The sequence below is a fragment of the Mesorhizobium sp. M0217 genome (assembly GCF_040321955.1).
Classification (GTDB): Bacteria; Pseudomonadota; Alphaproteobacteria; order Rhizobiales; family Rhizobiaceae; genus Mesorhizobium.
In genome coordinates, this window is record NZ_JAMYSN010000008.1 from 162,886 (window position 1) to 187,820 (window position 24,935).

General features: G+C 56.9%; 15 protein-coding genes. 8 read left to right on the forward strand and 7 right to left on the reverse strand.

The genetic code is table 11. The features are described from left to right. Positions 1–589 precede the first annotated feature (589 nt). Both NKJ18_RS15895 and NKJ18_RS15900 read right to left on the reverse strand, forming a co-directional pair. Positions 590–2,497, reverse strand: coding sequence for a UvrD-helicase domain-containing protein (locus NKJ18_RS15895; protein ID WP_352758690.1), 1,908 nt, complete (start codon positions 2,495–2,497; stop codon positions 590–592). Positions 2,498–2,550: 53 nt separating this feature from the next. Beyond that, positions 2,551–4,536 carry an ATP-dependent nuclease gene (locus NKJ18_RS15900; protein ID WP_352758692.1) on the reverse strand — a complete coding sequence of 662 codons (1,986 nt, stop codon included), beginning with the start codon at positions 4,534–4,536 and terminating at the stop codon, positions 2,551–2,553. Positions 4,537–5,219: 683 nt separating this feature from the next. Between NKJ18_RS15900 and NKJ18_RS15905 the strand changes: the two genes are divergently transcribed. The 6 genes from NKJ18_RS15905 to NKJ18_RS15930 all read left to right on the forward strand — a co-directional run bounded on the left by NKJ18_RS15905 (position 5,220) and on the right by NKJ18_RS15930 (position 12,264). Beyond that, entirely contained in the window at positions 5,220–7,121 is a 1,902-nt protein-coding gene (locus NKJ18_RS15905) for a gluzincin family metallopeptidase (RefSeq protein WP_352758695.1), read from the forward strand. Position 7,122: 1 nt separating this feature from the next. Next, positions 7,123–8,670 (forward strand): MBL fold metallo-hydrolase, encoded by a 1,548-nt coding sequence (locus tag NKJ18_RS15910; protein ID WP_352758697.1) that lies wholly within the window; start codon positions 7,123–7,125, stop codon positions 8,668–8,670. Between the two features lie 45 nt (positions 8,671–8,715). Further along, complete coding sequence (locus tag NKJ18_RS15915; protein ID WP_352758699.1) at positions 8,716–9,744, forward strand: patatin-like phospholipase family protein; 1,029 nt, start codon at positions 8,716–8,718, stop codon at positions 9,742–9,744. A 268-nt stretch (positions 9,745–10,012) separates the two neighbouring features. Beyond that, positions 10,013–10,495, forward strand: coding sequence for a hypothetical protein (locus NKJ18_RS15920; RefSeq protein WP_352758702.1), 483 nt, complete (start codon positions 10,013–10,015; stop codon positions 10,493–10,495). 3 nt (positions 10,496–10,498) lie between these two features. Beyond that, complete coding sequence (locus NKJ18_RS15925) at positions 10,499–11,404, forward strand: ComEC/Rec2 family competence protein (protein ID WP_352758705.1); 906 nt, start codon at positions 10,499–10,501, stop codon at positions 11,402–11,404. A 23-nt stretch (positions 11,405–11,427) separates the two neighbouring features. Then, a complete protein-coding gene (locus NKJ18_RS15930) occupies positions 11,428–12,264 on the forward strand; it encodes a S1/P1 nuclease (RefSeq protein WP_352758707.1) in 837 nt (278 codons plus the stop codon). Positions 12,265–12,670: 406 nt separating this feature from the next. Here NKJ18_RS15930 and NKJ18_RS15935 read toward each other — a convergent pair whose 3' ends face one another. From NKJ18_RS15935 to NKJ18_RS15950, 4 genes are all read right to left on the reverse strand, one after another. Beyond that, positions 12,671–15,223: an MBL fold metallo-hydrolase gene (locus tag NKJ18_RS15935; RefSeq protein ID WP_352758709.1), complete on the reverse strand. Its 2,553-nt coding sequence runs from the start codon at positions 15,221–15,223 to the stop codon at positions 12,671–12,673. Between the two features lie 846 nt (positions 15,224–16,069). Then, on the reverse strand, positions 16,070–17,557 hold the full coding sequence (locus NKJ18_RS15940) for a caspase family protein (protein ID WP_352758711.1): 1,488 nt from the start codon (positions 17,555–17,557) through the stop codon (positions 16,070–16,072). Positions 17,558–18,231: 674 nt separating this feature from the next. Beyond that, positions 18,232–19,080, reverse strand: coding sequence for a hypothetical protein (locus tag NKJ18_RS15945; RefSeq protein ID WP_352758714.1), 849 nt, complete (start codon positions 19,078–19,080; stop codon positions 18,232–18,234). A gap of 37 nt (positions 19,081–19,117) precedes the next feature. Further along, positions 19,118–19,816, reverse strand: a complete 699-nt coding sequence (locus NKJ18_RS15950) for a hypothetical protein (protein ID WP_352758716.1) — start codon at positions 19,814–19,816, stop codon at positions 19,118–19,120. A 1,097-nt stretch (positions 19,817–20,913) separates the two neighbouring features. On the opposite strand from NKJ18_RS15950, the gene NKJ18_RS15955 reads away from it, so the two are divergent. Continuing rightward, on the forward strand, positions 20,914–21,573 hold the full coding sequence (locus NKJ18_RS15955) for a hypothetical protein (protein WP_352758719.1): 660 nt from the start codon (positions 20,914–20,916) through the stop codon (positions 21,571–21,573). A gap of 880 nt (positions 21,574–22,453) precedes the next feature. Here the strand turns inward: NKJ18_RS15955 and NKJ18_RS15960 are convergent. Further along, positions 22,454–23,056, reverse strand: coding sequence for a DUF924 family protein (locus tag NKJ18_RS15960; RefSeq protein WP_352758721.1), 603 nt, complete (start codon positions 23,054–23,056; stop codon positions 22,454–22,456). 325 nt (positions 23,057–23,381) lie between these two features. Between NKJ18_RS15960 and NKJ18_RS15965 the strand changes: the two genes are divergently transcribed. Beyond that, entirely contained in the window at positions 23,382–24,902 is a 1,521-nt protein-coding gene (locus NKJ18_RS15965; protein WP_352758724.1) for a winged helix-turn-helix domain-containing tetratricopeptide repeat protein, read from the forward strand. Positions 24,903–24,935 lie beyond the last annotated feature (33 nt).

The window sequence follows — 24,935 nt, forward strand, 5'->3', positions numbered from 1 at the left end:
GATTACTATAGCTAGCTTGTGCAAAGGTATCATTGTCTATCCACTACCACTCGATGGGATCACTTTTTTGGAAGGTTTGCTCGAAGGCCTGTCGTGGTGAGCCCCGGTCGATCGAGTGTAGCTTATTCTTGCCGAAACTCTACGCGTGTGTGACGATTCGGTTGTAGTAGGCCTAAGTCTCTTGACGCGAAGAACGCGGCATTGATCGCTTCTGATCCGTGGTCGTCCATCGGACTATTCGACCAACTTGGCCGACGCCATCTGCCTCGAAATCATCAAGAGTGCCTCGGTGCGCAAGATCGGGCCATGGAGGAGATGCCTTGCGGCGACACGATCCACACCTGGCTGATGAATGTGACGCCATACAGTCGCACCCTAGCTACCTCGTTTGCGGACGTCGGGAGCGATGCTCCAGAATGACCGAATTTAGGCAGAAAGTTGCCGGCCGGCTTTCAGACGAAAGGACGTTAAAGCCGACCTAATCTGCAGAGCTTCCCGGAGAAGCGGCCCTAACAGTTTCGATATTCTAAGTCCGAACGATCGACCGGAGCCGTGGCGGTGTCGAAATCGCTGCTCTGCAACCTCTGGTCTAATGTGGCGGACACTCTAAAAGTACCCACCCACGACCTTCTAGGAGAAGTCGATCGGACGCCGTCAGGGTGTCGCTCCTCAGGGCTAGACAAAGCAAATGTGAGGGTCGGCTCATCGCGACGTAGTGAAGCCTGAGACCTCTTTGTATAAGAACACCCTGCTTCGCTCCCCCCGATGAAATTCCCAGGAGCCAAGGCTTTAGGGTGCTCAGGTAGTGGTGCCGGTAGTAAGATTCCAGCACGAGCGTCGACGTGTGAGTCTCGCCTTTTACCGAGTGGATCGAGCCAAGTCTGACAGATACTTGTGGTTCGTTGGCAGGATATTGGTACATGTTGGACGAAGCGGAGATTGAAACCTCGGCCACTTTGCCTGCAGCGACGACCCAGGAAAGAAAGGCTTTGGCCTCCGGAGTGGCGATGTTCGCGCCGCGGAGTTTTCCGGCAACTGCTTCGATTGCCTTGGCCAACTTGTTGTTCCACAGCTCAGGCGTGGTGCTTCCCGCCTTCCTGACAAAAAAATCCAGTAGCCGCTTGTAGTTAAACGAAGCCGTCTCATCCGGGGCGATCGACAGGACAACTTGGTGCGGATTTTTGACCCTCTTAGTTGTTCCTTCGTAGCCTTCGCGACGAAGAAGCTCGAGCATGGCGAGGGCGACGGCGTTCACGAGCGGGGCTGTGCGACGAAGCCGGCTGCTTTCACGCCACCCGGCCATGACGTACTGGCTGAACAATTCAGGAACTGGTTCGCGGTGGACGATGTCAGGGTTATAGGCAGGAACATAGTGGCCCATCCAACGAGGGATCTTGTCGTCCTCGCCCTCTTTATGGACACCGGCGACGGCGGTGAACTCGCCTGACCGAAGTTCGTTGGAAGAAAAAACTTCGAGCAGATACTCGCAGTACCGGGGCAGAACCGACCGGACGGATGCGTCATCGAAGAGGAAAATCGCTGGGGGTCGTGGGTCATTCGGTCCGAGACCCACCAGCCCCTGTGGCGTAACGGCGAACGGATCGGCGAGGCCAGCTATTACGGTTCCAAATCGAAAACTGTTGGGAAGATCAACGCGGACAATCTTAGGCCCGGGAAACCTGTCTGTTTCCGCGCCGTTGGCGACGCCGCTGCTCTGGTAGATAGCCTGATTGGAGTCTCCAAAGCGTTGCCGCACCGACGGGTTATCGCCGTCCATAAAGACTCTGCTCAACAGGCAGGACTGTTCTTCGTCATTGTCCTGAACCTCATCCATAAACACCAAAGGAAACCGATGACGCATATCGCGGGCCAAGTCAGGGCGTTCCGCAACTACCTTCCGAGCCCACACGAACAGTTCATCGTAGCAGAAATAGCCCTCCTCAGAGCTCGATTTGCATATTTCCTGAATGAGCTTGAATGTTTCCGTGTGGGTTTTCCATCGCGACCGCATTTTCTCGCCGCTAAAGTCTTCCTCGTCATAGCGGAGGAAGGACCGTCCATCGCCGTTGTTTTGCTGATTCAGATAAAGCTTTGTCTTGTAGGCGGCCTTCTTCCAGCGATGTTCGATTGCGACTTCACTGTTGATGACCGTAATCGGATTACCCTTGGACCGGAGGTAGGGCAACGCCAGAAATTCATTAGCGAAGCCATGAATTGTGCCAACGAAGTGCGGATACCCCATAAGCATGGCGCCTTCGGCGCAAGAGCTCAGGCCGCGCACTATCTCGTCTCTGGCGGCGTTGGTGTGCGACAACACGCACATACCGGAGCGCAGGGAGGGCCACCGCCGGGCCAGAATTGCCAGCTTTGCAACGAGTAGTGTCGACTTGCCGCTACCTGGGCAGGCTTCAACGTCAATAGTATCCATTCGCTGGATTACAGTCATACGTGGATCTTTGCCGTCGGCGCCCGAAAAAGCCGTGGGTGGCAGCCCCATGACCCGGCACACCCAGTCGACATCGCCTTCCGTGACCGTTGGGGGGACAAACATCAGGGAATGACTGGTAGCGGTTCGGTCACGTGTTCGATGGCGTCGACCAGATATTTGGGTAGTGTTTGCCGCAATTCCGCGACGGCGAGTTGGCCGGTCTCGACTGCCTCAGATAGTAGGGAAGCCAGATACTGGGCAGATATCGCCTTGGAAACTCCGTCCTTCATGAAACGGGCGTAGACCTCTGATGCCAGTTCCTCGATGGCTTTTCCGGCAAATGCTAGCGCAGCGAACTCCGCCTTCGCAAATGTGATTTCCGTGTCACGCTTTTCGGGAGACTTCAGCAAGGTTTCATCTTTGTCAGTCAAGTGAGCGGCGAGCCAGACAAATTCCCCCAGGCCACTGAATGCGAGGTCATATTCAAGGGTCCACTCGTTCGCGACGAACGTTTTGATCTTCTGACCGCTTGCCCGCGCCTCAATACCCGCCCGCCGACCTGCAAGCTCGGTCCCGGGAAAATCTTGCTTTGCTCTCCACTTTCGCCTTGAGCCCTTAAGCGGCGGAAATGCCTCGCCAGTTTTCAGCGCACCGACGATCCACGGGGCGCAATCCGGCATGACGTCCATGTCAGTGACGCAGCTTACCGGGATACCGATCTCGCCGTCGGCCTCTGGATTTTCACGCTGGAGGATACGGGCAAAGCGCCCAAGCCCGGTACCCTTCACGTCAATGATCGAGACACCGTACTTCTCAAGATCTCTGCCTAGGAGTTGGGCAAGTGTGGGTATGAGGATGTCTTCGGCAGGCCCTTCGACAACAATTACGCCGCGGGCAAAAAAGAGGTTGGCTTTGGTGATGTCGAGATAGCGTTCCAGGAACGGGTAATCCGATGCGGTCAGGCTGGTTTTGCCTTTGGCGAGTGGAAATGCCTTGCAGTCCTTGATCAGCACCATGTTGTCCAGCTTAATCTCCGATGCGAGATTCGGACTGTGGGTGGTGACGATGACTTGGATTTTCTGACCGTCATCCTTCACCTTGCCGACGTGGCTTTGCAGGAAGCCCATGAGCCTAAGCTGCCGCTGCGGATGCAGGTGGGCTTCCGGTTCCTCGATCATTAGGAGCGGAAATCCTTCTTCTTCTCCGGCCAGCAGTAGAAGTTCACAGGCCATGAAAAGCAGATTGTTGGAACCAAGACCGCGGCCCAGAAAACCATCTGTGATACCCGGCGCGTTGAGGATGACGTCCAGCTTTTCGAGTATCTGCCGCAGGCGGGCATCGTCGTCGCCGTTGCCGCTTACGGCGATGTGCGCGGTCAGCTCGTCGTTTGCGAACGAGAGCGGGGAAAGATAATCGTCATTCAGGCGTCCCCTCGCCTTCCTAATACCTTCGTTGCTCTGAAAATGGTGGTTCGTGTAATCGAGGAGACCGACGAGACTAAGGGAGGCTGGGTCAAGACCGGGGAGTGCGGCGTTGTCGAAAGCGACCCCATGCGACTTGATCTCCTTCGTATTCTGAAGGATCTGGGCCAGACGGGAGCCCCTGCCCGCAGACAGGGCGCGTTCCGCATCGCGCAGGGGACGTAAATAGGTTGCGGAAAGGAGCGCGCGAGCCTTACTATCAAGGACCGGCCCTTCTCCGCCGTCACCTGACCGCCACTCAGTGGGAATGAACCGACGGGCCCCTGCGTGCATACGCTTAGCGGTCCACGTTACATGAAGAACCGTCCCTCCAGTGGGCATGTAACTGAGATACTCCGCGAACGCACCCCGATCGGCGGAAGTCAGACCATCGAATGTGCAGCAGATGCTGATGTTCTCGACCTGCGTTTTTGCAGCGACATCGAAGTGGAAATCATTTGGGTGAACGCGCAGGTATTCTTGGTCACGGGTCCCCAAAACCATCCGTATGGCGTCAATTATTGCAGTTTTTCCAGAGTCGTTTTCTCCCACAAGTGCGGTGATGCCCCTATTGAGCTCAAGGACAAAAGCATTTTCACCTTCACCGAACTGACGAAAATTACTAATCTCCAACTTGGACAGATACACCGAATCACTCTCCCGCTAATAAAGAGACGCTGACATCCGGCGTACAACTGTCAAGTTGCAATGTCTTTCCAGTGGGCAACTTCCCAGTAAAGGGTCCAGCTGCCTCACGGATGCACCAAGCTCATGTCAACAATTGAGATTGTACGGTGTATAGCTAGCTCCGGCGTAGCCTTAATCCGCGCTGCATAGTTAGCCTTATTCAAGCTGTGAAAATTAGAGGTCACCTGAGGCCGCTAGCGAGGGTCCGTCCAACGTATCCCACGATGGTGCTCAAAATATCCTTCGAGCCCTTCACAACCGAGGCGGCTTGCATCACGCAGTCGTCGCCCGGTGATCTTTGGCATGTTCGCGCACAGGGCCCGCTTTTAAAAAATGGCAAGACCTCCCTTCATGACCGACTTGAGGCGCATTGCTGATCGGCAGATTTTAGCCGGAAGCTGACGGGCAGCTCCTGGTGACGTCAGATTGCCGATGACGGAAGGTCGGGCGGCACCACCTGTGGACCTGCACGACCCAATGCTCTGGTCATTCCGAAAGTGGCAAGAGCATTTGCCGTATTTTATGCCTGTAAGCGCGTCGACTATTGACCCACAGATTCGAGCGTGTTTCTAATACAGTGAGGGTGTATTTTCGAAAAGTCTTTCGATCGACATTGCTTGAAAAACTAGGGTGGGGGCAACGTCATGCCGGAGCAATATACGGCTCCGCCTGTTCGCCGGTTGCGTGTCTATGCATTCGACCCGCAGGCGTCTACGTCGGTCGCGACTGCAGGCGTTAATGTCGCAACGATAAAAATACCTTGGGAGCAGAGATGGGAAGAAGAAATCCAGCCCGGCCCCGTCAATGACTATCTTGAAGTTATTGATATCGATCCGGTCAGCGGGCAGTTTTATGAGCCCGTAAACCTCAATCATCCCTATCTTCTGGCTCAGGACGGCCTTGCCCCTTCGGAAGGCGACCCCCGCTTTCACCAGCAGATGGTGTTTGCGGTCGCAATGAAGACTATCCGAACGTTTGAACGAGCGCTTGGCAGAAGGGTTTTCTGGGCTCCGCGTCGCGTTCCCAACGGGCGTAAGTACGAGCCGGTCTATAAATTGCGGATTTATCCCCATGCACTTCGCGAGCCCAATGCTTACTATAGCCGGGAAAAGAAGGCCCTCCTGTTCGGCTATTTTCAGACGTCCGCACACAGCGCCGGCGCCAAATGGGTGTTTACCGCGTTATCGCATGACATCATCGTGCATGAGGTCACGCATGCAATCCTGGACGGACTTCACCGGAGGTTTGCTGAGCCGACCAGCGTAGACAGCTTGGCTTTCCACGAAGCCTTTGCCGATATCGTCGCGCTGTTCTCGCATTTTTCGCTCGAGGAAGCCGTAAGCGCCCAGATCGCGAAAGATGGCGGCAGGCTCGACAATCGCTCCCTCCTCAGCGGTCTCGCTCGACAGTTCGGCGAGGCTACCGGCCGGGACGGGGCCCTTCGCGAAGCGATTGACGATCACAGCGGCGCTGCGCCCGTGATCTTGCGCGACGACATGACCGAACCTCATGAGCGCGGCGCGGTCCTCGTGGCGGCCGTTTTCGATGCCTTTCTTTCGATTTATGAGAACCGCACTGCTGATTTGCTCAGAATCGGGGGCATCAAACCCGGCACGGGTCCCGACCAAAACCTGCACCCAGACCTGGTCAAGCGATTAACACGGGAGGCGAGCAAGGCGGCGGAACACGTGATGCGGATGTGCATCCGTGCCCTCGACTACCTTCCCCCCGTAGACGTTCGCTTTGGCGATTTTCTTCGGGCGATCATTACGGCGGACTACGACCTGGTACCCGATGACGTGCTGAATTATCGGCTCGCCATCATAGAAGGGTTTCGGCGCCGCGGGATCATACCGGAGGGCTGCCTTTCTTTAGCTGTAGACAGTTTGTTGTGGGAAGCTCCGGTCCATCATCTGGCGGCCGATTATGACGATTTGGATCTGGACTTGGAGCCACAATTCGATCGGACGACGGCAATCAAGACTGCCGAGGAGAACGCGGAGAGCGTGCATTGGTGGATCTTGGGATCGGAGAGCTTTCGGACCACCGAGGATAAGCCATGGCAAGAGGTGTGCGGGGTTGTTTTCCGACGAGATCTGATCTCAGATGACGACCGCGAGACGATACTAAGCCGGCCAGGGGACCCGGAGGCATATGCTCCGCCCGTGGAAATTCATTCTGTAAGAACCTCCCGGCGGACGGGACCTGACGGCCAGGACCTTCGCCAACTGATCATAGAAATTGTGCAGCAGCGGCGCGGCTTCTACGATCCGAAAGAACAGAAATTCCAAGACAAGCGCGGCGATAAACCGAAGAACGGGGACTTTGTTTTTCGCGGCGGTGCCACGCTCATTTTCGACCTTCGGGAGGGTCACCTGCGCTACGCAGTCCGAAAACACATTAGTGACGATGTCCGGCTGGAGCAACAACGCGAGTTCCTTGGGGGTTATCGCTTCGGCTCGACCGCGTTCGGCTATGGTCTGCACGGGGGATCGAGTGGCGCAGCGTTGGACGAACCTTTCGCTCTGGTCCATCGGGGAGGTTAGGTTGGCGATACTGAAGCGCTTGAGCATCAGGATGTATCGCGGCATCTTGGGTGATTGCTTCCTCATTCGCACCACCTTGGATGAGGCCGGTGCGGAGGTTGAGCGATCCATACTGATAGATTGTGGGGTTCTCCAGAACGTCGCCGCTGGAGTCGACCTGATCGCCAAACTCGACCCAAAGGTCGTGAACCGGATTGGTAAAAAGCGCCTAACCGAGGTTGAGGCGGGCCCGGCCCGTATTTCAGCGATCGCGAAGGACGTCCTGAAGACCGTCGGCAAGCGAATTGACCTGCTGGTCATAACCCACGAGCACTACGACCATTTGTCCGGGTTTGCATTCGAGAAAGGTGCATTCCTTGACGGTGCAGTTTCCATCGGCCGGCTTTGGATGGCTTGGACCGAAAACCCAAAAGATCCGCAGGCTTCGGCCTTAAGGGCACGATTTTCGAAGGGAAAGCAGGCATTGGCCGCGGCGGCCGCGCTGGCTGAAAGTGACGCGCATCCCGGCTTGAGAACCGCAGCTGCGCTTGCCGCCTTCGCCGGGCCGGTCGCCGTGAGCGGGTTAGGTGCATCAGGCGTCTTCGGGACGGCCGAAATCATGCAAATGCTCAAGGATAAGGCTGGTGCCGATTCAACATCTTATCTCGAGCCTGGACAGGTCATTGATCTCGACGAGTTCAATATCAAGGCCTTTGTTCTTGGTCCGCCTCGAGACGAGGCCTTGCTGCGTAAAGACACGCCATCCAAGGGTCATGCCAAGGAGGTTTATCTGACGCGTCTGGACGCCGCGGCGGCGGCAGAGAGCACGGTGAATGCCCAGCTCTCGCTTCAAGCCAAACGAACCGACACAGTACTGCCTTTCTCGGCCGTTTACCAAAGACCCCTGAACAAGAAAGCCCGTCGCAAGGAACCGACCGAACCAAAATCTGTGGTTGGCAACCTGTATGACGCTCCGGCTGCGGAGTGGCGTAGGATCGACAGTGATTGGACAGGCTCGATCGAGGCTCTGGCCCTGAAGATGGATTCGGATACCAACAACACCAGCTTGGCACTGGCGTTTGAACTCCCCGATGGACAGGTATTGCTGTTTCCCGGCGACGCCCAGGTCGGGAATTGGCTGTCGTGGAACGACCAGACCTATCCTCCCGCTGCGATGAACATGTCCTCGGGCAAACCTGTCACGGCGGAGGACCTGTTGCGCCGGACAACCTTTTACAAGGTCGGACACCATGGCAGTCATAATGCCACGGTCAAAGCGCTCGGTCTGGAGCGCATGGTCGACCCACGACTTGTAGCCGCGATACCGGTCGTAGAGGCGGTCGCAGCCATTCAAGGTAAGGGTCGAACGGAACCTGGAAGCGGGTGGAGGATGCCATTCGAGGAGCTTTACAAGGCGCTCCAGGAAAAAACCAAGGGACGCATCGTTCAGGGCGACGGTAACCCGACCGCCGAGCAGCAAGCTTTCAGTGACAACCCGACGTCAAGGCAGCGGCCGGTCAAGATCGAACACAACGATCTTTTTGTTGAGATGACGTTCGATCTTTCATGATGCCAGCCGCTCGGGTCAGCGGGGAATTCTCAAGGGTGTTGTGCGATGGTCGTTCAAATCAACGGCGAAACCAAGAAACTTGGAATTGCGCTCTCGGGGGGCGGGTTTCGTGCTGCCGCGTTCCATGTAGGGACTTTTACGGCTCTCCGAGAACTCGACTTACTCGACAAGCTGGATCTCATCAGCTGCGTGAGCGGCGGGAGCGTGGCAGGCGCCTACTTGGCGCTGAACTGGGGCAGACAGGACGTGCTGAAGGGCCTGTCGGACTATTTGCTGACAAAGTCGATCGCCGTCTCCTCGATCATCGGTGGCATTCTGGACCCCTTCGAAACGCGTCTAGAGAAGCTTGGCGCGAGTTACGATCGGGATCTGTTCGCGGGTGCACAGTTATCCGCTCTCAGAGATGGTCCACGAATCTATTTCAACGCCACCAACTTGGCCACCGGCAACATGTTTTTCTTTGTTGCAGGCAAGGCATTGGCCGCTGGGGAAGACGGTGGAGAAACGATGGGCGAGCACGAGAGCGGCACCGCGAATGCGAGTAATTATCCAATCAGCTTGGCGGTGGCGGCATCCTCAGCCTTCCCGCCCGTCTTTCCCCCGCTACGGCTCAATGCCGATATCTATCCTAATCCCCTGAGCGACTACGCGACGCTGAGCGATGGAGGCATTTACGACAATCTGGGCGTGAACCCGTTGATGCGAGCTCGGCGCAATCCCGTCGATGTGTGTTTTGTAAGTGATGGCGGCAAGCCGTTCGCCGTGTCCGCTCATCCGACAGAGTCCGGGACAATCGTGCTCAAGGAGGCGATCAACATCCTGATGGAGCAGGTCAGAGGTCTTCAGTTTGCTAGGCTGCAGTTGGCTTACGAAGCCAAGAAAGGGCCGAAACCCGTCTGGTTTTCAATAGACAGTAGGAAAGGGGAAGAACGGCCGGGCGACGCCGCCTTTGCCTCTCTCGTGTCCACAGATTTAAAGAGGTTGGAGGCCGAAGAACTTGAAGTTTTGGTTCGACACGGTCGCGCCCTGACAATGGCCCGGGTAAAAACCTACACTCCGGAACTCCTCGATTAGTAATATTTATGTCTGAATTGGAACAGAACAAGCTATATGCCTACTTGTCGACAAAACATAGCTATAACTACTCTTATTCGATCCCGCCTGATTGACTTCAATCGCCTAACTTTAATCTACAGCATTACTTCTCCGAAATCCGCAGGCTTACAGATGATTTTTAACACAGACAGCATTTGGATGAAGGCAACGCTTTGACCAATTATCTAAGAGCTATCTGTTGAAATCAAGGCGTCGATTTTCTATATCCAAGTAGCGCGGGGGGGCCATGAGTGACATTTTAGCCAAAATCTCGTCCTACAATCTTTTCAACAATTTGGTACCGGGCGCTATTTTGAGTGCGCTACTCTCAGTCCTCGACATCTATCACATCGAGAGCCTGTCTGTCGTAGCCGACTTGGTGGTCTACTATTTTCTGGGTATGATCGTCAGTCGCGTGGGATCGATCATCGCTGATCCTATCCTGCGGCTAGTTCGTTTGCTACCTCAGCGCAACTATCCAGCCTTTATTGTCGCAAGTGCCAAAGATGAGAAAATCCTAGTATTGCTGGAGACCAGCAACATGTACCGGACCATCTTCGCGCTCCTGTTAGTTGTCCTTGCCGCTTACGACCTGCGGTCCTTGAGTACCGGCTTGTCAACCGCAACGGCCATAAATTGCGGGCTTTTGGCCTTGGCGGCGTTATTTCTCGTCTCCTACCTCAAGCAAAACTATTTCATCACCAAACGTGTCGAGCATCACAAGGGCTAAGCCATGTCGCTCGTCAAATCGCTATCGGTCGGCAACGGCGACATGTTTTACATTCTCCACAACAGCGATAATTTCACCATGATTGACTGTTGTATGAGCGAGATCCTGAGAGAGGCTATCGTCAAAGAGATCAGGGCGGTTTCCTCGGATAAAGGGATTTCGAGGTTTATCTCAACTCATCCAGACGAAGACCACATTCTGGGTCTGCCCTATCTCGACGACGAGATCAAGATAGTGAATTTCTATTGTGTGGCCAACCACGCGACCAAGGACAACCCTTCAGAGTCGTTCAAGCGCTATTGCAAGCTGCGGGACTCCTCTGCCGCCTTCCACGTTTACAAGGGCTGCACACGCAAATGGATGAACCTCAGTGATGAAACGCGATCGAATGCCGGCATCAGCATTCTGTGGCCCGATGTTTCGAACGCAAGCTACCAGGCTGCGCTCAGGGACGCCGCAGAAGGTTTAGCTTTTAACAACATGTCGCTTGTCGCCCGCTATGCGATCGAAGACGGTGCAAGTTTTATGTGGATCGGCGATCTGCACACAGAGTTCATGGAAGAGATTTTCGACAGGATCGAGCTGCAGAAAACCACGGTTGTTTTTGCGCCTCACCATGGCCGGAACAGCGGGAAAATCCCAAACTCCTGGCTCGAAAAACTTGACCCTCAGATCATCGTGATAGGCGAGGCACCCTCGCGTCATCTGAACTACTATACCGGCTATAAAATTGTGACCCAGAATGAAGCCGGCGACATCACAATGGACTGCATAGCAAATAAGGTTCATTTCTACGTCTCGAACAAAGACTATTCTCGTGACGACGTTCTTGATGATGAAGGCATGTCGGATTATCCTAACTATGTAGGCTCGATAACCGTCGAAACCGAATACACTTTGGATGGATGAAAGGGGCGTCCGGAGGGAATGCTATGAAGTCATTCGCAGTTGGGCTGCTGGTTGCCGGTGTCGCTTGCAACCAGGCTAATGCGTGGGGGCCAGAAGGGCATTCGATCGTCGCGGAAATTGCTCAGCGGCGGCTGTCCTCGACCGCGCTGTACGAAGTCAAACGCATCTTGGGCGGTGAGGTGGCAATGGCATCAGTGGCGAGCTGGGCCGACGATGTCCGCTATGCAGTCCATCCTGAGAGCTACAACTGGCATTTCGTGGACATTCCGCTGGCCGACAGCAAGTACGATCCGGTTTCCCAATGCGCCGCAAATGCCCAAGGCGACTGCGCCATCGCTGAGATCGATCGGGCCGAGCATGAAATCACCTGTGCTTCGGACCCCCTACAACGCAGAGACAGTCTGCGCTACCTCATTCACATCGTTGGAGATTTGCACCAACCCTTTCACACGGTGTCCGACAATACCGGCGAGAACGCGCTTGCGGTGACGGTCAAGTTTGGCGGCTTGATTAAACGCCCTCCAAAGGCTCCGGCCGACAACCTTCATGCGGTCTGGGACAGCATGATAATCAAGCAAACTACCTATGCCTGGGGATCATATGTCGACCGCCTTGAAGGCGATTGGCTGCTGAAGCATCCCGAGGCCTCTGAAACGCTTGACCCGGTAGCTTGGACCCTTGATGCTCACATTTGGGCTCAACAGATGGCTGCAGGTCTTGTCAATGGAGCGACGCTTGACAACGATTACTACGCGAAGGCTCTGCCCGTCGTGGACGAGCAGCTCGGCCGCGCGGGCTTGAGACTGGCCGCGGTGTTGAATCGCTGGCTCGGAACAGGTCCGGCTTGCCCTCTTCACTGACCTCCTTCAGGCACTACCGCGCGGGAAACAGACGTGCGAACGGATTGGTGAGTGATGCAAACACGGTTCATCGAGCGCAACGCGCAGGCCATGAGTGCGCAACGCCTTGATCTCTCGAGCCACGATGGGTTCGCGCTGGCCAGGATAAACCGATTGCGTCACCACCAGAATGATACGTTCAGGGGCACGTTCTCTCGGCCGAACGCGGCTTCGAGACGCCGATAGAGAGTTTCCTATACCAAAGCCAGTATTTTTAAAGACGATTTTCCAGCTGAGAATGCCCACTTCGGCAATATGATTGTGACTGAAGCCGTTGAGCAACGCTGATCTGGACGCACCCAATAGGCTTCGACCTGATCTTCTTGCCGTCATGCCAAGACGGCTGGAGCGTCGCGAAAGCCGCCGACTACCGAACAACCAAATTTGCCGCAGGTTTGTCTGTCCAGGCCGCAATAAGGCCTTGCATCATTGTCGCATCGATCATGCCTTTTATGGCTTCGAAGCGAGCTTCGTCGTGACTAGGATGGCCGACGTTTGAAAGCAGATAGGCAAATGCACCTACGGTCTGCAGGAACCGTCGAAGCGTTCTCCAGTCAGAAGTGTTTTCCCTCGGCAACCAAAGATGGTGGGGCCACTTTATGACCCCGGCGCTCAGTTCGCCTGGTATCGACGCCAACAGCCGTCTCATTGTCGTGGGTGTCATGTCGTCGGTGAGAAGCCAAGCCTGATTGCGGGTGCTCACTCGCACAATCAATCCCCCGTCATTTGTGCGCTTCGCCATCCGCGTATGATGGATGGAGACCATGGTATCCGCATCAGGCGCGAAGTCGAATGTGTCGATCCAATCTGTGCTTCGGCTTGGTCTGTCTGCATCGATCCAGGCCCTTTCGGCACCAGAGCTCAACAGGTGCAGGACCCCATTGTTGTGGGTCTCCTCGAAGTTCAATCCGAGAAGTGTCTTGCGCAGCGAATTTAGAAGGTCGAGACCCGCCGGGGCTTTGATCAGGTCGTTGGCCGGAATGATATCGTCTTTGGCGGAAAGCCCGATGATGATCTCGTCGATGGGAATCTTTGCATCGATCAAACTCTCCAGTCCACCGATATGGTCCAGATCGGAGTGGGTAATTATCAGACGGATCTTCTTGGGCGCGGCGCTGCCCGACCCGATAAGGGCGCGAACCTTTTCTACCAAGTCGTCGCTCTCCCCAGTGTCTACCAGAATTATCGAACCGTCGATCAGCTTGATGTAACTCGCATCGCCTCTGCCCTGCAGTTCCATGACAGACAACTCCGGTTGCGCTGTCGCCTTCTGGTGCCCATTGAGACTTGGAGTCTGCACGACAAACTCCGGACCTGAAAAACCAACAGTGTCAGGTGCGTTCACCGCGTTTCGGGCCGCCTTCAGCCTGGCTTGTTCGAGGGTAAGTACGTTGCTGAAAACTTTCAGCAAGTCGTCATCAACGTCCGGGTCGAGCGGACTGTCGACGATCATGTTGAAGGACGAGAACTCTTTTCCAAGCGAAGGGCTGAGCTCGGCGCGTGATATCAATCGCCGCGAGATGCTTCCGTCTGGTTCCACCCACTCGATACAGATCTTATCGTCGTCGCCGACCGAGAGCTTCGCAAACTTGTCGGCCAGGCTTGCTACCTGCATGCCCAACATGGATTGGATAGCGCTCAAATCACGAAACTTCGCGAAGGCGCTTTCCTCCAGCGATTGCTCAATGGGGTTCTTATCAAGGTCAGTCGCGCAGCTTAGATCATCCAGCAAATCGAATTCCACATGGCCGCTTATCTTGTCGCGCTGGTCGAATCTTGCAAAAGCCGCAGCCCTCACCGCCTCCCCTTGCGTCATTACCCCCGCCCGCCTCGTTCGAAAGAACTGATCGACTGATCCTCCGATCCGATATGCGGAATTGCGAGTTGTAACGTCATCACTAACATCGTCATTTGTTAGAGCGGCTCTGAGGGAGGCTGCAGACGCAGTCTGTCTGTCCAGTCGGTAGACGTCCGCCAGAGACTTGAACAGCGCCTCGTCAGACGCTGACATCGTGTCCTGTTCGACTTTCGACCCCAAGGCTTTGAAGGCATCCGCCAAAGCGCCTCGGTCATAGGGGTCGAGCCCTGCTAACTGCGAATACCAAAGCAGCCAGTCGGCTCTGTCATTTTCTGAAATGGCGACATCAGCCCCGGTCAGGGCACGGATCGACTTTTCGACCACAAAGTCTGCTGCTTCGCGCGCATCTGCCGGGTCAATGTCACTGCCGGCGGCAGACGAGGAATCGATCCCGGCGGGAAACGACTTCCATTCGAACCGTTGTCTCGCTTCCTCCAGAGAGAGCAATAGCTCGGAACTCGAACTGACATTGCTGCCCTTTGCGAGAACGCTTCGGACTGCATCAAAGGCGCTGCTTACGGCCATCAGAGCGGGCTTGGCTTGCCACGCCTTTAATGCGGAGTCGGTGTCCTGCTGGGTTTCACCTGCTATCGCTAGGCCGTTGACGACAATCATGTAGTCGAATCCATCGTCCATCGGCTCGACCGCAAGCTGGTCGGCCAGCCCCACGCCGGAAATAGTAAGCCATTGGTCGGCGCCCGGCTTGGTAGCTTCTTCTAGGCTTTGTTCTTTGACCTCCACTCCATCCTTGAACCTCTTGACCCGGACGTTGCCCGCAAAGCCCCCCATTGATGCGTCTGGCGGCGAGCGATCGTGGTCAATGCAAAAAGCAGGTAATGCGAACCCGTCGCCTTCATCGGACTCGAGCAGCGTGCTTGTGCCCGGTGGGAAATTCGCTCCGCCCCCCGACCAGCCGGTCGTTGAGATGAAATAGTTGCCAACGGGCAAGCGCATCCGTTGCACCGGATCCGCGCGAGCCTCAATTGCGGAGAATGACACAGCACAGATGAGAATAAGAACCCATGCCTTTAGAAGTGCTGACAGTCTATTTTCGCCCGACATTTTCCTCTCCGCAGGAATTCCAGCCGCCACATTGTTTTATTCGCATTCGCAGTCAGAACACCAGAAACCATACTTGCGCGCAAGGCAAACGAGCGGCGACGTCAGAAGACTTTCTGCTATGTAATATTATCTAGTGGACAAGTATATATTAATTCCTCAACGGAACAGAGACCGTTGATTGCAGCACGCGCGCACTTCTATATTTAAGATCGCAGATTTTTCATTTTAACACAAGAGTTGCGATTTCGACACTTGGAGTTCAGCGACTCCGGAAATCGCTCATACGATAAGCGTTCGGAATCCGTGGTTGATCGGGACGTGAGAGTACTGAGACAGTGCGATCATGCCCAAGCGTGGAAGATCACAAGTGGTCACTCGATACATACCCCCGTTTACGGCACCACCTTTCCGAATGAAGGTAATAAGTGATTGATAAGTATCATGAATATTGCCATAGCGGTTTGGACCACAACCAACCCGCTCGATATCCGTCGGGAATGCGGGATCACGCCGCGTCGCGCTCGAATCATAATCGCTTTGAAAGGCGTGACTTGAGCATCTCTGCCGCGGAGCAAACTTGGCGCAACGGGTTGATAGAAAAGAAATTAGGCGGTTGTCCTGTTGAAGTCGCTATGGGGAAGAAATGCGCCCTGCCCTGCCCACACTGCAATGCCGATTTCACGCCCTGGCTGAGATCGAGATGACTGAAATTGGCCGGAAGCCGTCGGTCTGCTATCAGAGTCCGTTTGGCGGATAGCTGCCGCTCGGCTCGACCTCAAGGCCTCCATCAGTGTCCCGATCAGTATGTCTTGGAAGAGGAAATTGGCCCGACGACTCTGTGCAGGCTTAGGCAAGCAGAAGCTGGGACGGACCGGCGAGGCCAAACCGGTACTGGTGTGCGCGATCCAACAGCGCCGAGACCAACTGCCGCCCGCCGCCTGAAAGGCTAACTCGGCCGGCCCCGACATCGAAGCGGATCCGCGTGCCGTCCGGAGCAGTGTAGGTTATGCGCTTGAGATGTTCTTCGTCACGGAGCTGACCACCAAGTGCTTCTTCCATGTCCTCGAACAGATCTACGAGGGTATCGTAGCTAAGCGCGTCCGGCGACACCTTGACCACGATGCGCTCGAACATTGGGCCGAACGTATCGTCGATTTCCTCCCGGTGCTCGTGGCTCTCGCCTCGCAACACCAGCCGGCGAATGATGACAAAGGATGCCGGGTCAGACTGGTCTTGACGTGTATCGATTGAGAAGCGGAAGTACTCGGTGTCGAGGCTGCCCTGACCATCGCCACTCTCACGAGAAATTTCGCGGCGTCTAAGGCCGAAGCTCGACTTGACCGTGTCGTAGAGCTCCTGGATCTCTTCATCAATGCGCTCCGCCAGGAGGTCGCGGACGAAGCCGGTTGCGTGGTCATTGATGGAGTCCGGCTCGAAATGTCCTCGCGATCGGCTGAAGCCAGGAAGCGACCGAATGCGGCCGGACTCGACTCCTTCGAGATACTCTCCGATAGGGGCGAGGCTAATCCGGCGAAGGTCGCCCGCTGTCGCTAACGGCGCGCGGCGCTCTGGCACCTCGCGGATAGCAAAGGTGTTGGATGCGCTGATCATCGCTTGCGGCCACTGCCTTTGCCGCCGCTCAGTGCTCCGCGTCAAGTATGCGGGCACTTCCCGGCGAAGGTAATCCCGCAATCCAGCGTCGGTCAGGAACCGGCCTGGTCCCAAGGCCCCTTCCGCCTCGCCCCGGAGCGCCTGAAGCAGGAAGTGCGTCCAGATACCGTGACGGAGTTCGTCACTCGGGTAAGACTTCTGTCCCGGTTCGCAGGAGAGAAACAAAGCACAGTAGCTAGCTGACGTCAGGAACTCAGCAAGTTCGTCTCCGCTTAGGTCGCTGACCACGTCCCGCGCCCTAACGAGCGGCCTGAAGTCCGCTGCACATGCGTCAACAAACGCGAGCGCGCGACGGCAGTCTGATTCGGTAAGCGGATCCAAGAGAACCTCGCGCAGCAACAGCGTCGTGCCTTCAGGGTTATGCGCGTGGCTGTCCCAAGCTGTAATCCGGTTTCCGCCTGCGCTGTGGAAACCATGCCCTGCATAGTAGAAGACAAACAAATCATCCTCTCCGAGTGACGCGATGGCTTGGCGGAGAGAATACTCGATGTTCCCCCTAGTGGCGTCGTTGTCGACGAGCAGTTCTAAATCGAGGCGATCTTCACCATAGATGCCGCGGAGCGCTTCTCCAAAGCCTTCAGCGTCGCGCCGAGCATAATGCACCCTGCTCAGAGCACCGGAGGAGCGAGTCTGATACATTTCCAAACCGACAATCACTGCCACCACGCGTCCGGACGACGGAAGAATCGCAACCGGGACAACAGGAGCCGCCCGTGTGACGGGCCGCCGCGCCATACTAAATCCTCCCCGCTTGGCTGATAGCTTTGTTGACCTCGATTTCGCTGATTTCGTGCATGCTGTGGATGATCATGTCCCGCGACAGATGAGTAAACCGATATTGTCTTAGTAGCCGGGCCGGCGGTCGACCTCAAGGCAGTGATGGAGCCGGGCACCATCCTCTACGCCATCCTGCCACCTCACGCGGGCAAGAAACTGAAAACGGCCCGCGCACCGTCGTATCCACCGCACGCAAACCCTACGATGTCATCCCACGCTCCACCTTGCTTGTCGAGATTGCCAGCGCGTCGCCAATACGAGAGTCTATTTACCGCTGTTGTCGTCCGCCCAGATCCAGAAACTCCGAACTATGCCGGCTTCGAGAAGGCTCTGCTGGGCGACGCAACCCCAGCGCACGGACATGGAATCGCTGGTGCCCGGCAAGCCATACGTGGACATCGAGATCGAACCGAGCCCGGCTGCAAAGCCATCGCCGGCACCGTGCGTCCGTCTCGGTCGTATGAGGTCTGCCTTTCGCGCCAAGCGGCCTCCCGCCCATCCTGTGACCCGGCACGGGTCTCACGGTTGGGGTCAGAACTCGTCCATCTGCGCTCCGCTGTTCAAGGGGAATCGGGGAGTTCGGACACCCGCATCGACTCCTCGAAGTCCGCGAGGTTCTGGTCCGTCGGTATCTGGCTGCGGTCGTTGAGGCCCCGCATCGCGTCGGCGACATCGCGATGGCTGAGCGTGCCCAGGATCACGCGTCCAGACTCGAGTTGGTAGTCCAGCGATCCGCACCACGAGTTCACTCGGCCGCAGCCGGGAGCATAGGCAACCTGCTTTGGCTTGCCGCTGACCTCGTGCTTGGCGAGCGACACCCGCAAGTGCTCAAGCAGCGCGAACTGTATGTGCGTGAGTCTCAGGTCCCCTTTGATGGCATCGACGATACCGGGATCGGTAGCTACGCGTTCGAGTTGCTCGGCCCGCATCTGCCGGGTCGGGTGCAGATAGCCCGGATCGGTCTTTAACGCCTTGATCTTGAGCACCAGCCCGCCGGTTTGCGAGAGTTTTACTATGTCCTTGGCCCGTTGGCGCCAGGTGCGCAGCAGCTCGTAGGCCGAAAAGATCCACATTTGCGACTGGGCGTTGAGGAAGGCCAACTGCCCGATGTCCATCCTGTCGCCGACGTGTTGCAGCGTTTCCTGCTCCAACTGCGTGATGAAGCGGTCGACGATCTCGAGATTGGTGATTTGGAGACTAAGATAGGGATCATCGAACAGCTGGAGTGACGTCAGCCCCCTGCGGAGTGCGGTCCAGTCGATCTGGTCGAAAGGGGTGTAGGGGAGCTCGCCGTAATAGTCGTCACGATCGTCGTCCTCGTCTTCCACCTGGAGGTCGGCTCCGGCCTGCGCAATGGTTCGATGACCGATCATAGCGCTGCAGGCGCGGCAGCGAAAATGCTGGCGCACTTGCAGCGAGCCTGCCAGCCACGCTAGATGGGCCCTGTCAGTTTGGGTCCCACCAGCGCGAGGGATGGATGTCGAGCGGGGAGGCGCGGCAGTGCGGGCAGTGGAAGAGGTTTTCCGCCATTTGCCGGCCGGTGAAGGACCTGTCGCAATGCATACAGAACCATGTGTCGCTGACGCCGCTGAAGAGAGGATGCTCGGCGCGGCCGGCGCCGTCGGGGACGGTCGAGCGCCGCGGCCAGTCCGAAGCGATACGGGCATGCACACGGCGACGCCACTGTTCGGCGATTGCGAGGGCTGCGGTGCGAAAGGGCTCCTCCAGGATTGAGTTGGCCTTGATGCGCCTGTCGGTCACGCTGATCTGCGGCGGGGCCGATGGGGCCTCTGGCAGCATGATCTGCCAGCCACGTCCCCACATGAAGACGTCATCGGTTTCGGTGCTGACGGTGTAGGGGTGCCCCTCGATCTTGCCTCTGAAGCTTTCGGCGCCCACTGCCTGTTCAGGGGCGGTATCGATTGAGATGAGGGGATTGGCGACCGTAGCGAGCGCATCGGCGGTCGCGAGCTCGGCCGGTGAGGGTTCCCAGCCTTTCTTTTCCGCGACAGTGAGGGCGTGCCAGTGCGGGTAACCGAGGCTCTGCGCCACCAGTTCGAGTGCGCTGATATGCTTGATCCGCCGAGCTCGGGCGATCTTGCGGGCGGCTGACTTCAGGCCCTTCAGGCGATCAGGTTGGCTCATGATCCATTCCTTTTCGAGGTCACGGATCCGACCAGGTGCCCACTACTGACGGACCCGCCCCGAGGGGAATGGGTTGGTTGAGGCTCAGCGAAATCGCACTGCGAGGCTTTGGAGCGTGGGCACACAGGCCCGTGCGAGGGGCCGAATCAGAGACTGCGGCCTCTCGCGCGCAAGGTCAAGGGGCTCCTGCGCCGCCGTGCTCACGGATACATTCGAGCAAGAACCCACTGCGAGCGCTCCGCAGTGGCGTCATCCGTTGAATGTCGGCCCAGGTATCAAGTCAGTCTGACGGCCCTCTCCTGGCGCGGTGCGGAGGTAACCGATCGACTGCTTACGCCCAAAGCTGACGCCTATGAAGCCGTAAATTCAGTGGCTCGCTGCTGGCACGGCGCCAGTGGCGCCTTCGGCAACGGGCGAGAAGGAAGTGCAGCACACTGTAGGTAGAACACTGATGCCGATAGCCCAAACGGCAGTGAGCGGGCGCCTAGACGATGTTGTTCACTTCGAACCCTTTGGCAGAGAGAAACTGATGCAATCCCCTGAGTTTCGAGAGGAGCTCATCGAAAGTGATAACGACCACCTCTCGTTGATTGCCTCGAAACAGCTCGCTCTTTTTTCGCGGTCTCGGCTCGAAATCGCGCAGAGCTGACCCCTTGGCCGCACAGGAGCGCTGCCACTAAGCATGATGGCGCAGCCTCGTTGATTGGTGTCCGGTTTGGCGCACCCCGATCTTCAGCGCGGTCGCCGGTAATGTCAGGTTTAAGGCAGTGGCACAGCTAACATTGATGACGAAGGAGGCGCAAAACTGCCGTTCACCTTCTTGGAAAAGGCGTCACCTTGGGGTCGGCGGTTCTGCCTGCAAAATCCTTGGAAACGTCCAACAGTGTGAAAACCCAATTTTACACTGTGAGCACCACAGACACTTACCGAAGCAATTAGCCAATGCGAAAGCACACCCTTCACACGGGTGGGGCCGAAGGTTCAATTCCGGCATCGCCCACCATCGAACGTTTTGATAATGTGGGGTAACGTTCCGACAGGTCTTTTGCCTTAGAGCTGACTGGCGCGCGTTTGGCGAGAGATTGTGAGAGGTTGCCGTGGGCGGTTCCAGCGAAGAGTGGCTTGAAACGCAGAACGAGCGCTACTCCGATATCGACTACGAGTACTACCGCTACGTCAAGGATTTCGTGCCGAGCGACCCTATGCAGCGGTACTACCATGCTATCGAACTCATAGATGAAATGCTGATCCAATCGGGAGAACTAAAGCTGTTTCCCATGTTTCATCGGATGATGCTGGTCCAGCATGTCGCGATGGTGGAAGCATATCTCGCGGACAGGCTCATCCTTTACGCCACACAGATGGAGGAAGTTAGGCGAAACCTCGTGCTGGGTCATGCCCCTTTAAAGGCGCAAAAATTCTCTCTTGAAGCTTTCGTCGGCAATGCCGACCTCGTCACTGAAAGGGTCACCGACCACCTTAAGCGCATACTTTACCATGAGCTGGAGTTGGTCTCTGAGATTTATCAGTGCGCGCTCGGCGTCAAGATATTCGTTGATGAGGACGCTGAAGCGAAGATGAAGGCGGCGATGATCGACCGACATCACTGCGTGCACCGCAATGGGCAGGACAATGAGGGCAAGCTGCTAAAGCAAATCGATGAGGAGTACATCAGTCGTATCCGCGGCTACTTCGTCGACATGGTCAACCATATCGAGGACCAGTGCCAATCGTGGAACGCCAAGCTCCCAATGTGATGGCCAATCCGCTAAGCGCCGAATCTTGGCGGATGAACCCGACGCCCGTGGGCTTCGCGGCTTCTCTCAACGCCTCCATCCAGGTGTAGGTTTTGCCGGTACCCCAATGCCCTCGGATGCAAAGCACCTCGGCCGCTGGCGACCGCAGGAACTTTGCAATTTGGTTCTGGACGTTTTTGACAGACATCGCGCTGACCCCTCAGAAAACTAACGCCCGAATAGCACGATCGGCATAATATTTCTGAGCGAGCAAATCGGAGATCGACGGGCCTAGTGTGAAATTAGTCTTTCACACTAGACTCCCCACTCCCTTTGCGGCGGGTCGATCTCATGGAGACGACGGCAGTTATTCGCGATGCCAATAGCTGCCGTGGTTGGTAAGAGAGCAGATAACCGGGTTGGTGCCGAAAGCGGAATGGCGGCTATTGGCGTCCGAAGAACGATGGCGGACGTTCAGCGGGTGAGTCCGGCCAAGTAAACTCGAAGTGGTCATTCGCAACCGCGCAAACCCCTGACAGCGAGGTGCTGGCGGGACGTTTGGCGTAGTAAAGTTTTGCGCTCGCAACCAACGCAAATGGGCGTATCGTCGGCATATCGGCCGGCGACTGAGAGCGCAAGACTCCCGCAGTGGACTGGGCGCGGTAGAATCCATAACTACTCGGCGCGCCCACGAGACCATCTGCCTCCGCCGAAACCTCTTTTCGGGCGGCGGACTTGCCGCCTGGCCGGCGCTTTTCCCCACTTAGGCACCTCAACCCGCCCAGCGGCGCCAGCCATCTTCTCCCTGCTGTCTCGTGCCGGCTAATCAAATGCCCGCTTCGGGTTCCAATGCAGCCCGAGTGGCTAGGGAAGCTAACCTGGCTCGGCGACAGCGGACTGGTCAGAAGCCTCTCCCGGAGCTCGACAAGAACGCCCTTTCCTCGACCGTGGACTGGCGCCCGAGGACATCGTTCCGATGTGGAAAGCGACCGAAGCGCGCAATAATATCGTGATGCTTCCGGATTTGGTCGACAGTCGGCTGCCAGAGGGGCCGAGATTCGGCGGACGCCGCCACCAGCCTGCCTTCAGCTAGGCCCAGGATGTAGTTCTGGTCGTCTAGGTCCTCGTGATGCACGAAAGGAAGGCCCAGCGTGAATTGCTCGAGCGTCTCATAAGCCTCCCATCCATCCGCAACCATTGTCCTCGCGAGATCTCGGGCGAGCGGATCGTAGGCATATGCCTCGGCACTGGCACGGTGGATATTGCGTGGAAACTGGTCGAAAAGAACGACCAGCGCTATCGCTTCCTGACGGCTCAGTTGCTCCGAGGCCCACATTTGTCCAGCGGCTGCAGCGATCAAGTGACCGAACCTTCGACGTATGACTTTGTCGGTCTCTTCGGATTGTTCCATCCAGAACCGGACGCGCTCGCCTGCCGTGGCCTCAGTGCAGGGCTGTCCTCCGAACCAGAACTGGTAGGTGTGGCTGAGATCCACTTTGTCCATCCGATGAGCTCCTCTCGATTGATGCGGGTTGGAAGATCCAGTGCGCCACCACCAGCGCAACCGTTGCCAAGTTGAAGAGGATCGCCAGCACCAAGCATGTCGATGGCCCGCTGGCTGCCTCGTGCCGGGCTTCTATTGTCGTTCTTTGCAGCGCACTCTGGTCACGGAGCAGTGCAAGCTCGGCGAAGGGGTCATGCCAAACGTAGGGAAACATCCGGGCCTCCTCCCGTTTTGATCATGGGAGATTGGCCTGAGGGCGTGGATCGAGTATCGAAAAGGGTCCGAAATACTTCCGAAAAGTGAGCCAGCAAGGTCGACCGGCGACATGCACCCGCGCTTGAATATTGGCGATCTGGAATTTGATCCGGTGACGGAATCGGTCCGCCGCAACGGCGAAACATGGTCGCTTGGTTCTCGAGGCTCCCGTCTCCTTGCAGCCCTGCTCAGGCGCCGCGGCGACATTCTCACCAAATCGGAGCTGATGGATGCTGCATGGGAAGGGCGAGCCGTAGAGGAGAGCAACCTTTCGGTACAGGTTGCCTCGCTAAGGAAGATCCTCGGCAAGGGCTCTCACGGCGACATCATCGTAACGGTGCCCCGCATCGGATATCGCCTTGCATTGCCCGACGTCTCTGGCCGTCCTGCCTCGCCGCTCAGCGAGAGGCCGTCGGTGGCGGTTCTTCCCTTCTTCAACCTGAGCGAAGACCAGGAGCAAGCCTACTTCGCCGACGGCCTGGCGGAAGAAATCATCGGTGTCTTGGGCAAGGTTCCGGGACTGTCGGTCATCGCGCGCAACTCGAGCTTTGCTTATCGCGACCGGAACATTGACGTCAGAAAAGTAGGCGCCGACCTCGAGGTCCGGTTCGTGCTGACCGGAAGCGTGCAGCGTTCCGGCCAGAGGCTGCGCATGTATGTAGAGCTGGCCGACGCCGCAAATGGCTCGCAGGTCTGGTCGACGCGGTTCGATCGCGATCTTACCGACATTTTCGTGATCCAGGATCAGGTTGCTCGCGAGGTCGCGGACGCGCTTCGCCTTTCGATATCTCCGCGCACCACTCTAGTCGAGCTCGAAGGGAAGTCGGCGAACCTCGAAGCGTTGGACCTGTCCCTTAGAGGCAGAGCGATACTGTTTGCAGAGAGTCCATCTCCGGACCGGGCGCGCGCCGGCATCGAACTCATGCGCCGTGCGCTTGCCGTCGATCCCACCCTGCCCGGGCCCTACGTCGCCCTTTCAATAGCGTTCTTGACCATGGCCGTGAACCGTTGGCTACCGGACGTCACCGCCGGGGTCGCTGAAGCACGCCAATGCGCCGATGCCGCCGTCGAGATCGATCCGGACTTTGCACTAGGCTACGGCATCTCGTCGATTGTGGCCTTGATGGAAAAGGACGGCGCCCGCGTCGAGACCGACTCCCTCAAGGCCTTCGAAATCAACCCTAACCATACCCTCGTTCAAGTGGGACGCGGCAATGCGTTCACGCATGGCGGCCGGCCTCTGGAAGCTATCCCCTACTTTGAGGAGGCCATCCGGCTCGACCCGGCGCTGACTCACCAGAACCTGCACCACCTTGCAACGGCATACCTCTTCGGAGCACGCTACGAAACGGCAGCATCGTTGCTCCGGGCGCGCATCCTGCTGGTCCCAAAAACCGATATGTCGCGCGGCTCGTGCTCGGCGCTTGGTCATTTGGGTCAAGTGGAGGAGGCCCGCCGAGTCTGGAACGATCTAACTGCCATCAACCCGGCCTATTCACTTCGGGAACGACTTTCGAACTTCTGGTTCGCCAGTCCGTCCGATCCGGAGCGAATTGTTGAAGGTGCCGCCAAAGCAGGTTTGCCGATCTAGCGCGCAATTCCGGTAGTGGATCCCCGATATTCC

Bases quoted from the DNA above. Each gene is read 5' to 3' on its own strand.
- NKJ18_RS15965 (WP_352758724.1), top strand. From the start codon at position 23,382: ATGCACCCGCGCTTGAATATTGGCGATCTGGAATTTGATCCGGTGACG.
- NKJ18_RS15915 (WP_352758699.1), top strand. From the start codon at position 8,716: ATGGTCGTTCAAATCAACGGCGAAACCAAGAAACTTGGAATTGCGCTC.
- NKJ18_RS15960 (WP_352758721.1), bottom strand. From the start codon at position 23,056: ATGGACAAAGTGGATCTCAGCCACACCTACCAGTTCTGGTTCGGAGGA.
- NKJ18_RS15930 (WP_352758707.1), top strand. From the start codon at position 11,428: ATGAAGTCATTCGCAGTTGGGCTGCTGGTTGCCGGTGTCGCTTGCAAC.
- NKJ18_RS15935 (WP_352758709.1), bottom strand. From the start codon at position 15,223: ATGTCGGGCGAAAATAGACTGTCAGCACTTCTAAAGGCATGGGTTCTT.
- NKJ18_RS15895 (WP_352758690.1), bottom strand. From the start codon at position 2,497: ATGGGGCTGCCACCCACGGCTTTTTCGGGCGCCGACGGCAAAGATCCA.
- NKJ18_RS15925 (WP_352758705.1), top strand. From the start codon at position 10,499: ATGTCGCTCGTCAAATCGCTATCGGTCGGCAACGGCGACATGTTTTAC.
- NKJ18_RS15905 (WP_352758695.1), top strand. From the start codon at position 5,220: ATGCCGGAGCAATATACGGCTCCGCCTGTTCGCCGGTTGCGTGTCTAT.
- NKJ18_RS15950 (WP_352758716.1), bottom strand. From the start codon at position 19,816: ATGAGCCAACCTGATCGCCTGAAGGGCCTGAAGTCAGCCGCCCGCAAG.
- NKJ18_RS15920 (WP_352758702.1), top strand. From the start codon at position 10,013: ATGAGTGACATTTTAGCCAAAATCTCGTCCTACAATCTTTTCAACAAT.